9 protein-coding genes are annotated in these 16,185 nt (G+C 48.6%); 7 read left to right on the forward strand and 2 right to left on the reverse strand.

What is annotated here, in order from left to right; all coding sequences use genetic code 11:
• Nucleotides 1-72: 72 nt before the first annotated feature.
• A complete protein-coding gene (locus NH568_RS10920; RefSeq protein ID WP_253047083.1) occupies nt 73-1,035 on the reverse strand; it encodes an endonuclease/exonuclease/phosphatase family protein in 963 nt (320 codons plus the stop codon).
• A gap of 147 nt (nt 1,036-1,182) precedes the next feature.
• On the opposite strand from NH568_RS10920, the gene NH568_RS10925 reads away from it, so the two are divergent.
• The 4 genes from NH568_RS10925 to NH568_RS10940 are packed head-to-tail and all read left to right on the forward strand — an operon-like array spanning nt 1,183 to nt 5,388.
• Entirely contained in the window at nt 1,183-1,653 is a 471-nt protein-coding gene (locus NH568_RS10925) for a CreA family protein (protein ID WP_253047086.1), read from the forward strand.
• A 28-nt stretch (nt 1,654-1,681) separates the two neighbouring features.
• Nucleotides 1,682-3,703: a DUF3857 domain-containing protein gene (locus NH568_RS10930; protein ID WP_253047089.1), complete on the forward strand. Its 2,022-nt coding sequence runs from the start codon at nt 1,682-1,684 to the stop codon at nt 3,701-3,703.
• On the forward strand, nt 3,700-4,779 hold the full coding sequence (locus NH568_RS10935; RefSeq protein ID WP_253047092.1) for a hypothetical protein: 1,080 nt from the start codon (nt 3,700-3,702) through the stop codon (nt 4,777-4,779). Before NH568_RS10930 ends, NH568_RS10935 begins: the two co-directional genes overlap by 4 nt.
• A gap of 24 nt (nt 4,780-4,803) precedes the next feature.
• Nucleotides 4,804-5,388 carry a GNAT family protein gene (locus NH568_RS10940; protein WP_253047095.1) on the forward strand — a complete coding sequence of 195 codons (585 nt, stop codon included), beginning with the start codon at nt 4,804-4,806 and terminating at the stop codon, nt 5,386-5,388.
• Here the strand turns inward: NH568_RS10940 and NH568_RS10945 are convergent.
• Nucleotides 5,385-7,088: a DUF4153 domain-containing protein gene (locus NH568_RS10945; protein ID WP_253047097.1), complete on the reverse strand. Its 1,704-nt coding sequence runs from the start codon at nt 7,086-7,088 to the stop codon at nt 5,385-5,387. The genes NH568_RS10940 and NH568_RS10945 overlap by 4 nt on opposite strands.
• A gap of 422 nt (nt 7,089-7,510) precedes the next feature.
• Here NH568_RS10945 and NH568_RS10950 point away from each other — a divergent pair, with 422 nt between their 5' ends.
• The 3 genes from NH568_RS10950 to NH568_RS10960 all read left to right on the forward strand — a co-directional run bounded on the left by NH568_RS10950 (nt 7,511) and on the right by NH568_RS10960 (nt 16,159).
• On the forward strand, nt 7,511-8,125 hold the full coding sequence (locus tag NH568_RS10950; protein ID WP_253047099.1) for an OB-fold-containig protein: 615 nt from the start codon (nt 7,511-7,513) through the stop codon (nt 8,123-8,125).
• A 67-nt stretch (nt 8,126-8,192) separates the two neighbouring features.
• Nucleotides 8,193-10,286 (forward strand): SPFH domain-containing protein, encoded by a 2,094-nt coding sequence (locus tag NH568_RS10955; protein ID WP_253047102.1) that lies wholly within the window; start codon nt 8,193-8,195, stop codon nt 10,284-10,286.
• 89 nt (nt 10,287-10,375) lie between these two features.
• The gene (locus tag NH568_RS10960; RefSeq protein WP_253047104.1) at nt 10,376-16,159 is read left to right on the forward strand and encodes a DNA repair ATPase; all 5,784 of its coding nucleotides are present in this window, start codon (nt 10,376-10,378) and stop codon (nt 16,157-16,159) included.
• Nucleotides 16,160-16,185 lie beyond the last annotated feature (26 nt).

The raw sequence follows: 16,185 nt of genomic DNA on the forward strand, positions 1-16,185 counted from the left end.
GACGGGTATCATTCGTCAAAATGCATTGTGCTATTAAATGAAATACTTGTCTATTGTTCAGGTAATGTATTGTTACTCGCTCTGAATAATACTGTTCAGTATGGCCAGCTCATTATTAGTGTTGATCTGCACCCAAAGTGGAAAGTGATCGCTCAACTCATAGGTCCATTTGCTCTCGGGAATGCCACTTTCTTCAAATAACGTAGCCATCAGACCGTCGGCGGCAAAGTCAATCACACCGCCTTTATCGGCATAACTAAACGCTTGCCTGGCGCAGTGTAAAATCTGGTCATAGCGCTTATTCCCGGCACTTGCGGCGGTGTCATGGATATCGGCCAGAGCCAGCGGCATCTGTAATCCACTTGCGTGGGTAAGTGCCTGATAAAAACGGTCACCGATTCGGGGTATGTTAAAGTCACCGACCACAATGAGATCTTCATCAAATACACTATCTGCGTTATCGATCCAGCGATTTTTGATCCACTCAGCAAAGCTGGCAAGCTCTTGCTCCCGGCCGGGGCGTGTACCCCAACGCGCATGCATAGCCAGCATCATAAAATCAAAATTGCCCGCTTTGAAAGAAGCCATATAAGGCGCACGCCACCAGGATTGCTCGCTGATATATTGGCCCTCGATTTTCTGCCTGTCGGGCTGCGCCTCGGCTGCCAGACCGGTAAACTGCACCATGCGTTTGTCAAAGACAAAGGCGGTGCGCTCCCAGTTACCACCAAAGTCACTTTGCCAGTCACTGATCACAAATTGCCAGTCGGGCCCTAGCAGACGCATCACCCGTTTAAAATCCGTTAAGTCATCTCTGAGCTCTGTGATTGCAATTAAATCAAATTGATACAAAGTACGCGCTATAAGTGAAATCGCCAGTTCACTACGTGGTCGCTTTCCAAAATCACGAATATTCCAGGTTGCGATGTTAAGGGTTTCGTCCAGCATTGATGGCGGAATATCACTTTGCTCAATACGTTCTACGAGCAGTTTGAGCTTTTGCGCAATGCCTTTTGAGAGGGTTGTCAGTTCCATGGTTTACCTTGAGCTATGATGAATAGATTCATAAAGTTAGACCAGTATTGGGTAAATACCAGTACATTTAAATCCGAGTGATATTTTTGATAGCAGGTTTGTGCAACAATGGTAGACTTTAGAAACACACACGTCTCAGGAAAGATGATGAAAAAAAGACTACTGTTGCTTCCTCTAATTACCTTGCTAGGCGCCTGCTCAGACAGTGAAGTCGGCGATGTATCCCTTGGTTTATTTACACTCAAAGACATCAAGTTGCACTCCATGACAGACCCGGTTGTTACCGGTGTTACTTGCCATGTTGCTAGTATTGAAGCCGATCTTAGTCTGTCGGACCCAAGCGATAGCTCCATTGCTTGTCGTCAGACCGGGGAGATTACACCGCAAATGATAGCGCAAATAGATAAGAGCAAATCTGGTGAAGTGGTGTTCAAACAGTCTAAAAGCGTGTTTTTCAAATCCATGAAGGTCAGACGGATTTATGATGCTGAGCATCAAACCCTGATGTACCTGTCATATACAACCAAAGAGACCTCAGGGAGCTTTAAGCACAGCTTATCGACCGTGCCACTGTGGGGGACTCAGGCCTATTCAGAAAACCGTGTTGGTCAGAAGTAATTAATTAAAATACAATAAGTTGAGTATTATGAAGCAGCTATTTACCACTCTGACTATCGTTTTGATGGTTTGGATTAGCCCTGCCCGGGCATTGGGTGAGCGTCCGGATGTGACTATCATGCCTGCACCTGACTGGGCCGATAAACAAGCTCTGGCAAAATTACCAGATACTCTGCATAAACCACTTCATTATCGGCTGGTTGACAAGCAGGTGAACGATGTGACAAAGCAGACGTCTTTTTCTCATAATCGCTATGTATTTACTGATGCTGCTGGGGTGCAGGAAGGGAGCACAGTACGTGTGCGGTTTAACCCTGCGTTTCAGGAGCTGGTATTTCACAACGTCACGATACTGCGAGAAGGTGAGGCAGTTTATCAGCTAAACCAGCAAGATATTAAAGTGATCAATGCAGAAGATGATCAGCAAAACAACATGTATTCAGGCTTGTTTGATGCACTGATTTTGCTTCAGGATGTGCGGGTTGGAGATGAACTGGATGTGAGTTATAGCTTGTCTGGTACAAACCCGGTCCTGGGAGAGCGTTTCAGTTACTTCGATAATCTGGGGTGGGGCGTCGCGGTGGATTTACTGACCTTTAAACTGACACTGCCCGGCGATAAAAAAGTGGCGTATAAAGTGTTCGGCGACTCAAGTGCCCAGGTGCAACACCAACAAAGCGATACCATGCAAACCTACACGGTACGTGTGGAGAACAGCATAGCGCACACCGTCGAAAATGAACTACCTGGCTGGTTTAGCCCTTTCCCTTATATTCAGTTTACTGAGTTCAACTCGTGGCTTGAAGTACAATCCTGGGCGGCGGAATTATTTAAAGTGGATACGGAGTTGAGCCCTCCGTTACAGGCTTATATCAATGAGCTAAAAGCACTGCCTCAAGAACAGGCTATTGAGCAGGCGATTACGTTTGTTCAGGATGAAATCCGATATCTTGGCTTAGAGCTTGGCGTGAACTCGCATCAGCCTAATATGCCACATCAGGTTTATGAGAAACGCTTTGGTGATTGTAAAGATAAAACCCTGTTGCTGAATACCCTGCTTCAGGCACTCGAAATCGAAGCGCAACCTGCATTGGTATCTACCGAAAAGCGAGACTATATTAATGAGTTTTTACCGACGCATAGCGCGTTTAATCATGTCATTACTTACTTTACCCTGAACGGGCAGGAGTATTGGGTAGACCCGACAATAAGCTATCAGGGAAACAGTCTGAACGCATTATATCAGCCCGATTACGGCAGTGCCTTGTTAGTCGATGCACAATCAGGCGCTTTGAAAGAAGTCGATGTCAAAGCAACACGCCACGGTATCGATATCAATGAAATGATCATTGCTCCCGATTATGTTTCACCAGTGCAATGGCGCATTGAATCACACTATTATGGTTGGCAGGCCGAGCGCCTGCGTTACCAGCTGGCTTCTTCGCAAAAGAAGCAACTTCAGGAACATTCACTGAATTACTACGCGCAGTTTTATCCCGGGGTTCAGGTTAAAACCCCCATTTCTTTTTCGGATAATCGCCGCGATAACGTGATCACGGTTGTTGAGTCCTATTGGGTGCCCGATTTTTGGCAATCAGGAGACGCCGGCTCAGTTGAATTTTATCTTGGTGCAGGCAATGTCAGCCAGTACGTCAAACTACCTCAGACGGTGCGTCGCAAACAACCGCTGGCAAAAGTATACCCAATGACAACATCTCAACGGGTTACTTTACTAATGCCTATGGACGTTGATTTTAGTGCCCTGGCTTATCAAAAAACGTTCGAAGACCCGTATGTGCGCATTCACAGCGCTATGGAATATGACCGCCGCCGCGTGACTTTTCACGGCCAGTACGAAGCGCTCGCAGAATATGTACCGGTTGAAGCGGTACCCGCTCATCTGAGCAAATTAAAGCAGGCCAGCAAGTTCACTGGATTTGGTGGCTCGGTATCCGAGGTTACGACCAATCCTAATCACACCGTATTCAGAGATTTTGTGGAACAGATGGAGCGTACGACTAAGATGAAGTTTGTTGGAGAGTCATTATGATGCGTTTAATTGGAACATTGCTGCTGATCTTGATTACGTCCGGATGTGCATCAACCAAAAAAACTGTGCTACTTAACGACAAACAGTCTATTTATGATGCAAATAAAACGCTGGAACACGTGTTAAATGATCCCGACGACCGCATGTTGTTTGACTTGATAGACAAAGAAGCCAGCGAAACCTATGCCAAAAATGAGATAGGCATCGGCAATCCTGAGTTTGCACTGAACAGCGCCATCATCTCAGTTGCAGCGCTGAAGGGCTTAAGTCGTTTTGATCATGTTGCATACTCACACAGTCAGGCAAAGGGGAACTACTGGTACAGCCATTATATCTTTTCAAATAACAATGGCAGCTATGCTCTGGTAGACTTGGTTCTGACCAGGCAGGGCAAGAAGCTGGTGGATGTCCACAATCATGTGTTTCGTTCCAGTGTCGTCAATTATCTGGGCGAATATGAAAAACATATTGAACAAAAAGGCTACGATGACGCACTTTCTAAAATCGAAGAGCAGATAGAGAATAATGATCCACAGTCAGCACTGGAACATTATCTGGCCTTGCCCGAAGAGGTGCGTATGCTTGGGGTCGTACATGAATCATTGTTTCGATTTATTAAGCGTTGCAATGCAGAGGCATATCAAGCATTTTGCAACCGCATTTTATCCGACAGTCAGCATGAGTATCAGGGCCTGCTAAGAGCAAATTTGTACAGCAACCTCAGCGAGTATGCCAAGGCATTGTCTGAGTACGAGCAAGTGCCCGAAGCAATACGTAGCAGCGCGCCAATTTTAATGGAAGAGGCTGTTTTACAGGCGCGTCAGGGTAACAAACAGGAGGGCTTTGCCCTTGCGCTTGATGCTTTGTATCGTGCGTCGTCCCACTCCTATGGATACTTGATGTTACTACAGGTTTCTCTGTTCTCAGGCGAGCATGAATTTTCGACAGAGCTACTTGCTTTTATTAAAAAGACTTTTGAAATCCAATTTACCGAACAGGAACTGGCGGATTTCAGTGGTGACAGCGGGTTTATTCAGTCTGAGCAATACGCGCAGTTTAAGCTGGGCTATTTTTAACCCAAATTGAAAAGGAATCGAAAAATGTGGATTAAGAATACGCCGCTGGAAGGTCAGTACATCAGGCTTGAGCCCCTGGCTCTTGAGCATGTTGATGACCTTAAAGAAGCCGTTGAGGATGGCCAAAGCTGGAAGCTCTGGTATGCAAATGTGCCTTCACCCCAACAGATGCAAGAGTATGTCGAAAAAGCGTTGCGTAAGGTCGCAAATGATCAGGTGACCTTCGTTGTAAGATCGATAGCAAGCGGGCACATTGTTGGTACTACCCGTTATTACGACATTAAGCCCGAGCATAAACGCGCTTCGATTGGTTATACCTGGTATAGCGCAGCGGTCAGGCGGACACCGGTCAACACGGAAGCTAAACTTTTGTTGATGGCAAACTTGTTTGAGACATGTGGTGCGTTGTCACTGGAATTTAAAACGCACTTTTTTAATCACGCATCACGACGAGCAATCGAACGTTTAGGGGCCAAATTGGATGGCGTGCTCAGAAGCCATCAGATTTTGGCGGATGGCTCTGTTCGTGATACCGCCGTTTATTCCATTTTGGCCTCTGAGTGGCCTGCGGTGCGTAACCACCTTAAAGCGAAACTCACAGCCCGTTAAAACGGGCTGTGAAGCTCAAATCGATGCTCACCAATCTGAATGTCCTTAAATCTGGGCTCTACAATATCAAAGTTACCTGACTTAATGGCATCCAGCAGGTCGTCCGACTGCTCACCATAGACTTTCTGATCCAGATAGCCCGTTTGCCAGCCTTGCACACCTTTGACAGTGCCCAGGTAGAACACCCTGAGCTCAACTCTGCGCTGGCTCTTGGCAATAAACAGGTATTCAGGCTCAGGTGTATTATCGAGCTCAATGGCGCGCAGCATCAGCGCTGAGGCGTGGTCAAACAAATGCGTATTGTGTCTGGCAAAAGTCTCCAGTGCGGTCACTAAGTCCTGTGGCAGAGATTGTTTATCTTGCTCTGGCATTTCAATCAGGTCCAGCAAGGTTTGCGTTGTCAGTGGTTGTGTTTCCAGGGTCAGTGCAGTTTGGATCCGCCGCTTTAGTTGCTCGTCGCTGACTTCATGTTGTAGCGATTCGAGTGCAATCAGTCCTTTTCGTCCCAGCTCATTCACCAGATAGCGAGGGTCGAAGTCCGCAGGCTGGGCAATCCCTGCATTGAGGCGGTTTATCTGAGAGTTAACACTCAGACCTCGAAAATCCAGCAACGGCGTCTGGGTTGTTATCAGCAGTCCAAGCAGACACAAAGTCACCGGTCGATTAACTGCGCTCAGTCGCTTGTGCCAGTCGGCTTTATGAACGAATAGCTGCCATACATAACCCATGCACACAACCATGCTAACGCCTGCAATCAATATTGCCCAAAGTCGTGCCAGGCTCAGACCGTATTGATCAATTCTGAGATATAACCCCCAGCCGCTGAGTGCCAGATAGCAGGGTAACAAGAGCAAGCCTATTGCGATGAAGTGGCGATACCACAGGCGCTGGGTTAAAGCGTCTCCCGACAGGTTTAAGCACAATATAATGGCCCCGACCAGCACAAAAATCAGGCTACTTCCGCCGTTGTGCCAGAGTGTGTCTAGCTCATTGAATAACACAGCCACGAAAAACAGCATGGCCACAGTGACCAGCACAGGTAAAAGCAAGGTGGCAAAATTTCGGCAAATGGCGAACAGCTGATTGGCGAAATTGCTGCGACTGCGCGCCTGGATAACCCCAATGGCCTGGCTTAGTGTGATGGCTGGGTAGAAAAACCAGGGCTCAGAGAACAAATCGGTGAAAAACCCGATTTCAATGACTTCAAACAAACTGGCCCACAACATCAACAACATCAGTACAGACAGCGTAAATAATTGCGCTGCAGCGAAAACTAATAAAAAGCGGCCCAGCGAGGCGCTTAGCATATCGTAACCGGGCAACCAGTTTGCACTACTGTTTTGGGTTATCCATGGCACCAGTAATACCGAGGCCAAAAATACGATCAGTGGGTAAGGCCAGGCCTGAGAAGGCAAAGACGCGCGTTCAGGAAGCAGCTGGCTGCCCAGATAAAAGCCACACAGAGTAAATATCAGTGCATAAACACCCAGCTGGATATAAAACGAGTCTCTAAGTTGAGTAAAGCTTGAGAAAATCAGAGTTGAGGGCAGAAATATAACCAACGAATAGGCGGCAAACAGCCAGTGCGGTGATTGTCCGGGCCAAAATTCGAAGTCGACAGATTGATGCAGGATGATCAGAAAAAAGCTTTGCAGCAGTGCGACCAATAGCAATTTACGACTAGCCGGTAATGGTTCCATACGTGTCTCTTAATATCAGTTCCTTGTTCCTGTCATTTAAACTTAACAGGGCTGAAATGCAAGTAAAAGAAGTATAGGAGCGAGTCAAATCTCTGAATTATGCAACAAAGAGTTTGACATATTATGTCTTGCTATGGCAGATTGACTGTGTGGTAAACAGACATCATTGATGTTTGAACCTGTCAAATAAGTGTCTGAAGATTCTAACTTAAATGGTGCGAAAGAATCTTCCCATGGATAGGTATGCTGTTTGTATTTGGGTATATGCTACCCCAGTTTCACCTGTGGTTATTTGGCTATTCAAAGCGGCCTTTTTACGTTTGTTTACCAAGCTGGCGTTTAGCTGGTGTTATGATTGCCATTACCGCGCTATGCTTCTTTCGTTTTTATAAACGCAATAATTGCCCGTGTAAGGAGGAAATATGGACTTTTTAAACACGGCCTTCACTTTTCCCACAGTGGTCTACTCTACATTACTGCTGATAGTACTGCTGTTTTGGCTGATTTCTTTGGCAGGCTTTGCCGACCCCGATATGCTCGACGGCGATGCCGATATCGAAGTTGAGGGCGGTGCTGAAGGTAGCTCGTTGTGGCAAATGGGCTTTGGCGGCGTGCCTTTAACTGTGTCGATCAGTTTAATCGTTGCACTGAGCTGGGTGGTCAGCTTTTACGCTCAAAAGCTATTTGCGTACCTGCTTGGCGATGGTGTGATGTTTTACCTGATTGGTGGCGCATTTATGCTGGGTAGCCTGTTCGTGGCATTGCCGTTGGCTGCAGCTGCCGTGCGACCTCTGCGTGGCTTATTTGAAAGTCAGCAAACAAGCAGTAAAGACGCGTTAGTCGGACTGGAATGTGTGATTGCTACCGGAAAAGTCACCGCGACATTTGGCCAGGCGCGCGTGTCCCATGAGGGAAGCGAGCAGTTAGTCGAAGTCAGATGTGATGAAGAAAATACGTTTACTCAGGGTGATAAAGCACTGCTGATTGAACACAACGCAACAACCCATAGCTATACAATCGTCACCAACCCCTGGTGATGGCTCAACTTTAAACGGCGCCGGATAAGCGCCCGGGAATAACTTATAAAACTTATCAGGAAGAGATATGGAATTTTTAAATAACCTTGGACCTGTTTTGACTATCGCTGGTTTGGTCATCACCGTTGTTTTTGCAGTCATTATGTTAATTGGTAAATTCTATCGAAAGGTGGAACAAGGCCATGCCCTGATCATCAATAAAATGAAGAATGAGCCAGATGTTACAACTACAGGTGGCATTGTTTATCCGGTGGTCCACAAGATGGAAGTGATGGACATTTCGACCAAGCGCATGGTACTGGAGCGTCGCGATAGCAGTGGCTTGATCTGTAAAGACAATATTCGCGCCGACATTGCCATTACTTTTTATATCCGCGTGAACGAAAATAAAGAAGACATATTGCGGGTAGCAAAACAGGTAGGGTGTGCTCGCGCGTCTGAGCCGGAAACACTGCAAGAACTGTTTGAAGCCAAGTTCTCTGAAGCACTGAAAACCGTGGGTAAGCAGATGAACTTTGAAGAGCTGTTCACGCACCGCAATGAGTTCCGCGACAGTATCAAAGAAGTGATTGGTCAGGACCTGTCGGGCTATACATTAGAAGATGTGGCCATTGATTATCTGGAACAAACCTCAATCCATAAACTGGATGCGAGCAATATTCTCGATGCGGAAGGTATTCGTCGTATCACTGAAAAAACCGCAGCGCAAAACGTTGAAACCAACCAGTTAAAGTGTGACGAGCAGGCGCAAATAGAGATCCAGAATCAGGCGGCACTGGAAAAAACGCTGGAAATTGAGCGTCAGAAAGAAGATGCCAAAGCGAAGCAAAAGCGTGAGATTGAAACCGTTCAGGCACGCGAAGAAGCAGAAGCTGAGCGCGTCAAGCAAGAAGAGCGCCTGAAGTCTGAAGAAGCGCGCCTTAAAGCCGATGAAGCAATCCAGATTGCAGAGCAGAACAGGCAGCGTGAAGTCGATATTGCTGAGCAAAATCGTCTGCGTGTGCTGGCCATTGAAGAAGAAAAAGTCGCCCGTTCGCGTGAAATTGAAGTCATTGAGCGTGAAAAAGAAACCGAGATCCTGCGCATTAACAAAGAAAAAGCGCTGGAAGTGGAGCGTAAAGAGATTGCTGACGTGCAACGTGACCGTGTTGCGGTTGAGAAAACCGTAGCCCAAGAGCAAGAGCGCATTAAAGACGTGCAGACACTGGCTGCTGCCGAGCGTGACAAGCAAGCCATTGTGATCCGTGCCCAGGCTGAAGCAGAAGAAGCTTTGGTGAAAGACATTGAAGCGGCAAAAGCACAAGAGCAGGCGGCTGATTTTAAAGCCCGTGAAATGGAAAAAATGGCTGAAGCTGAGCTGCGTATCGCTAACCAGCAGGCAGAGTCGAAGAAAATTCTCGCAGAAGCAACGCAGGTTGAAGCGGCTGCTTCAGGTCTGGCGGAAGCCGATGTGATCAAGGCTAAAGCACAAGCCAATGCATTGCAGGGTGAAACAGACGCCAAAGTACTACAGCAGAAGATGGAAGCAGAAGCGCACGGTAAGCGCGATATTGGCCTGGCAGATGCCGAAGTACAAACTGCCATGGCAGATGCGATGGAGAAACAGGGTGAAGCGGAAGCGATTAACCTTGAGCGCAGAATGTCAGCCGAAGCCAAAGGTCTGGAAGAGAAACTACAGGCTCTGAACGCCATGGATAAAGACGCCCGTGACTACGAAGGCTTTACGCTGCAACTGAACCAGCAAAAAGAGTTGACGCTGGCACAGCTGGAAGCGAACAAAGACATTGCAGCTCACCAGGCACAAGTGCTGGCTAAGGCACTGAGCGATGCAGACATCAACTTTATGGGGGGTGACGGTCAGTTCTTCAATCAGTTTATGAACGCCATTACTCTGGGTAAATCTATCGATGGTTTGGTTAACGAAAGCCAGACAATGCAGACCGTGTTTAAAGACCACCTTAACGGTGAGCGGAATCTGATGGATGACCTCAAAGGCGTGCTGGCAGGTGCCAATGCTTCGTCTGAGACCCTGAAGAACATCAATATGAGTAAGTTTTTCCAGCAACTGAGCAACACATCAGATGCCGAAAAACAGCAATTGCTTAGCCTGCTTGGCAATTCACTGAACGGTAATTCAGCTAAAAACACTACACAGGAATAAACCCTGCAACGGGGCGCTGCCCCAATGTTTTTTAAGGTGCGCGATAACGAACCGGTATTGCGCACCGGATATGATTACAGGAAAGTGATATGACGGAACCAACAAGCCAGGACACTGCATCACACAGCGCGCTGGAGCAGGGCTCCTATCAACTGATAAAGCGCCGTCTGAGTAACTTCGGTAGTGAGCTACGCACTCAGGTGGATGACCTCAATAGCCAGCGTGTTGATGCGTTTGGCAGCACTGAGCTGAAAGTACAGGGCCGTGCCCGGGTTCGCACTGAGCACAATTGTATTCCCAGAGACATAGTACTGATTGGCGACAAACTGATCTTTGCATACAACGTCTTTATGGGCCTCAAGCAAAGCACCCACGTCAGTGATGTATTCAGTGTGCAAAAGCTGGTGCAGCAGGATGACCACTATGAGGTTGAACCTTACCCTTCAGAGACCAAGTTTCTGACCGACGCCCGCTTTTTGCGAGACTTTGAAGAGCTTTATACCTATTACAAAGAAACCCGTTTGCAGCACCTGTTTGTACAGGGCGGCAAGCTGTTTGCGCTGTTCCAGATTGGTGACAGGCTGAGCGATGTCAGGGTATTCCGTTGGCAAATTGCCACGGACAATACGCTCGACTATATCGACAACCGTGGTGAACGAGACATCTCAGCGCACAGCGGTTTTGATTTTGAATGGATTAAGACCGACCGTGCCCAGCATGAGGAAGGCCGACACCCGCACATTAATGTGCTCGACAAAGTGTTTGTCGAAACCGTTGGTGGCGACCTGACTATCAAAATAGAGAACAATACGGAAACTGGCGAAGGTATTTATAGCGAGCCGGTAGAAGACAGCAATCAGTCATTGGCAGACTGTGAGTTGTATTATGCTCAGGTGGGGGAGTTGATCCTGCTCAGAGTATTACCCTATCGCGAAAAGCAGTGGCGTTACTTTATCTATAATTGCCGCAGTCAACAGGTAGTGAGACAGGATGCCATCGGTCAGGCGTGTGTCCAGTTGCCTGAAGACCACGGTATCATTTTCCCGGGTGGATACTATTTGCAATCCGGACAGACGCGCTATTTTGAAGATAAAATAGAGGACTTGGAGTTTCATCGTCAGCTGAAATCGCCTAATGGTGAAGACGTGCTGTACGTTTTTTATGAGCCTACCGAAGGTCGCTATGCGCTGTTTGCTTACAACATCATCGAAAAGAATCTGCAAAACCCCATTTATTGTCATGGCTATGGCATTTATGAAGACGGCTTAACGCTGACGTTTAAAGCGGAGCAGGAAGAAGCTGAGCGGGTTCATCCCATCCAGATCTGGCAAAGCCCATTTTGTTCGGCAGAGTTTGCCGCCAATGCGCCGGCACCCACAAGCGGCCTTGGCCGTATAGGCAACCCGGATCTGGTCAGAGCTATCTCTGATTTATACAGCGTCTGTAAGGCCATCAGTGAACAAAACCCCAGTGTCTTTCATTACGAGGACCTGATCTCTCATACCCGTGGAATACTTGACCGTTACCACTGGCTGGCAGAAGCGGATTTCAGCACCATTAATTCGCAGCTGCATGACATCTTTGAAACCTCAGAACAGGTGCTGGACGAGTTTGAAAAAGTCAGCCAGATCCAGCAAAGTGCCCGACAAGCCGAAGCGGATATTGAACAGGAAAGCCATCAGGTACTGCGTGAGGTACGCCCTGACAGCTTTAAACTGGCCAGCGAGTTTGTGGCCAGTCTGGATGCGCTGAAACTGCTCAAAGGGAAAGTGATCAGTCTGGAGGAAGTGAAATACATTAATCTGGATGTACTCAGTACCATTCAAGCCAATATTGATGAGCAGACTCGCATACTCAGCCATGCCACGGCGATTTTCCTGCAGCAGGATAAAGCTCTTGCGCCTTATCATGAGCAGTTGCAGGAGATTAATGAGAAAAGTGAGCAAAGCGACAGTGTCACTGAGCTCAAAGGGTACCTTGGCTCACTGGAAACGCTGGGCGGTGAGCTGGATCTGCTCAACCACACTATGCTGGACCTGGAGATTGAAGACAGCCGGGTAAGAACACAAATTCTTGAAGACGTGAGCGGCGTCTATGCGCTGGTTAACCGTGCTAAAGCGGCCGTTGAGATCCGCCGTAAAAGCCTCGGGAGTGTTGAGGCCAAGGCCGAATTTGCCGCGCGCTTTAAGCTGTTCAGTCAGAGCATCACCAGCGCCCTGAGCGCCGCTAAAACGCCTGAACAATGTGACGAGCAGCTATCTCGATTGCTGATCCAACTTGAGGAGCTGGAGTCCCAGTTCAGCGAATATGATGAGTTTCTGGGTGAGATCCTGGCAAAACGGGATGATGTTTACGAAAGCTTTGAAGCGCATAAACAGCAGCTGATTGACGAACGCCAACGTCGGGCACTGAATCTGGCTACCGCAGCCGAGCGGATTTTGCAGGGGGTAAGCCGGCGCACCCAAAGCTTTACTGAGCTGGACCAGATAAACAGTTATTTTGCCTCTGATCCTATGATCAGTAAATTACGCAGTCTGACTCAGGAGCTAAAAGAGCTTGGCGACGAGGTTAAAGCTGATGACATTGCCGCTAAGCTTAAAGCCAGTAAAGATCAGGGGATCCGCTCGCTCAGAGATAAACAGGATATCTATAGCGATGGTGGCAAAACCGTCAAAATCGGCAAGCATGGCTTTAGTGTTAATAAACAGGTGCTGGACCTGACGTTGTTGCCTCGCGATGACGAGTTAATGCTGCACTTGACCGGTACCGAGTACTTCGATGTTATTCCCGATCAGCAAGCCCGTTCACAGTTGGCACAGGCCGCGGATTACTGGGCGCAAACCTTGCCTTCCGAAAGTGCAGAGATTTATCGCGGTGAGTTTTTGGCTGCGCAGATCCTGCGTGCGGCGCAACGAGGTGAGTCTGGCTTGTCGATGGAACAGCTCCAGCGTGCACAGCAAGAAGACTCGTTACTGACTTTAGTGCAAGCGTTTGCTGAGCCCAGATATCAGGAAGGCTATGAAAAAGGCATTCATGACTTTGATGCAACCCGGATCCTGAGTGCGTTGCTGAAACAGAAAAGCGAGCTGGGGTTGCTGATCTATCCCGCCAGCTGCCGGGTGATGGCGCAGCTGTTTGTCTCTGCGTTAGAGCGTGAGAAATTACAACCGTTGCAGCAACAAGCCACTCAGGCGCAATTGATGGCCACGACGCTGAACGATCCGCGCTTTAACCAGTTACTGATTGGTGAGCTAAGTGAGCAGATGAGTGATTTTGCAGCGCAGCTGGGTGATTACACTAAGAGTCTGGCACAGTATTCTGCGCAGTTGAGCGCTGAATATCTCATTCAGGTGTTGGCAGGCCGTAACGGCCTGCCGCAGTTTGAAGTGCAGGCAGAGGCACGTAAACTGGCTGAGCAGTTCCAGAGTATGGCTAAAGCCAAAGGCTTCTGGCAGACGCTGCAAGAGACCTTTGCTGAGTTAACCAGCTTGTCAGAGAAGTGCCGCCTGGCTTCCGGCTGGCTGAACGCTTATGGCGAGCAACACAATGCGGACCTCGATTGTCAGATTGAAGCGGCGAGCTACCTGTTGCTGGTGGAGCACCAGGCACTTAGTTATCAGGTGCAGGATGTTCAGACGCAGACGCACGTATCCGGTTTGATGGGGCAACACCTGCGTATTGAAGAGCAGACTCTGGCGCTTGATTATGCTGAATTTTTGGCCCGTACCAGTGCTTACATTGAGCAGGCTTTACCAGCTTATCAGCGCTATCAGCAGTTAAAAGCGGATGTGCTGCAGGCGCAAAAAGCGCGCCTGCAACTGGAAGAGTTTAAGCCCAGACCGCTGAGCTCATTTGTGCGTAACCAGCTCATTGATAAGGTCTATTTTCCGATCATTGGCGATAACCTGGCCAAGCAAATCGGTGCCTCAGGCAGTGCTAAGCGTACCGACTTAATGGGCATGTTGTTGCTGATCTCGCCGCCGGGATACGGTAAAACCACTTTGATTGAATATGTGGCAAACCGTCTGGGGCTGACCTTTGTTAAGGTGAACTGCCCGTCTATTGGTCATGATCAGGTCTCTTTAGATCCGTCACAGGCGATCAATGCGACAGCCGCCAAAGAGATAGATAAGATCAACCAGAGCTTCGAAATGGGCAACAACGTAATGCTCTATCTGGATGACATTCAGCATACCAACCCGGAGTTTTTACAGAAGTTTATTTCGCTGTGTGACGGCTCAAGGCGCATTGACGGGGTATGGAATGGAAAGAGTAAAACCTACGATCTGCGTGGTAAAAAGTTTGCGGTGGTGATGGCGGGTAACCCGTATACCGAATCGGGTGAAAGCTTTAAGATCCCGGACATGCTGGCGAACCGGGCTGACATTTACAATCTGGGCGATACACTGGCCGGGTGTGAGCAAGAGTTTGCCATGAGCTTTTTGGAGAACGCACTCACTTCCAATGCCGTGTTGGCGCCACTGGCAAACCGCAATATGGCTGATTTGTACAAGCTGGTGCGCATTGCACAAGGGGAAGACATATCTCTGAACGAGCTGGAATATGGTTACTCTCAGGCCCAGGCGAATGAAATTACAGCGGTACTTCAGAAGCTGCTGGTCATTCGCGAAACCGTGCTTAAAGTAAACGCCCAATATATTGCCTCGGCTGCGCAGGACGATAATTATCGTACTGAGCCACCATTTAAGTTGCAGGGCAGTTACCGCAACATGAACAAAATGGCCGAAAAGGTAGTCGCCGCCATGAATCAGGAAGAACTGGAAAACCTGATCCAGGATCACTACCGGGGTGAAGCGCAAACACTGAGTAAGGGCAGTGAAGAAAACCTGCTTAAACTGGGAGAATTGCGCAATACCCTGACAGCACAGGAAAATGAGCGCTGGGCTCAGATCAAGGCGGACTATGCGCGCCTTAATCGGGCTAATGACGCGGGAAGTCCGGCATTGCTGGCGGTTGAGCAGTTAGCCGAAGTGAGCGGTGCGTTGTCACAGATAGCCTCTCGTCTGGATAAATCACAGTTAAGTCACAATTACAGTGAGCAGTTTGAAGGATTGCGAGCCATTCTTGGTGAACAGGGCGTGACCGCACAGCTGCAACAACTGTCCCGACAGGCTGAGCAGCCAGCGATCCTGAAGGCGTTGGAGCAACTTACTGAACAGCACAAGGCGCAAAACCAGCAACTACCGCACTGGCTGGAGACCATCACTGAGACAATAAACTCGGCGGCGCAGAACAGTGGCAGTGCCACTCGTCAGGGGCAGGCTGAGCTCAAAGAAGTACTCGAAGTGCTGGTGGCTTATCAACAGTCAGGGCAAAGTGAGCTGGTGCAGACACTGAGCGAGACGGTTGGTCAGGCGTTGGCTCAAAGCGATAAGCTTGCTGCCAGCAATCAGGCAACGCTGCTCTCAGCGCTGGACTCAGTGCTCAGGCAGCAGCAAACCAACATGTCGGCTCAGGCTCAGGATGTATCGAATGCACTGGCGCAGTCCGTTGCAGGGTTAGCACATCATCAGAGCGCGCTGGATAACGTGTTGGCGTCACTGAGCAGTCAGCAACAATCTGAACAGATGAAACAAAGTGATGCCCAGCAGGTACTTATCGCCGACTTAACGGCGCAGCTGGCACGCATTCAGTCGGCTAATGTACAGGTAGACAACTACAGTGATGATGCCAGCGCCCAGGCGTTAGCAGCGGTCACTGAGTTACTGAGCCAAATGCATCAGGCGTCACAGCAGGGTAATGATGCGGGGTTGCGGGCGCAACTCACAGAGATCCTTGATAAGCTTGATAATTTGCAGCTGGCGCCTGCTGACAGTAATGAACCAAGAGGAGAAAATCCTTATATGTTATAAGGCCGCACTGTGCGGCCTTATAATCT

Origin of the sequence: Pseudoalteromonas sp. XMcav2-N, assembly GCF_024124545.1 — a bacterium.
Classification (GTDB): Bacteria; Pseudomonadota; Gammaproteobacteria; order Enterobacterales; family Alteromonadaceae; genus Pseudoalteromonas.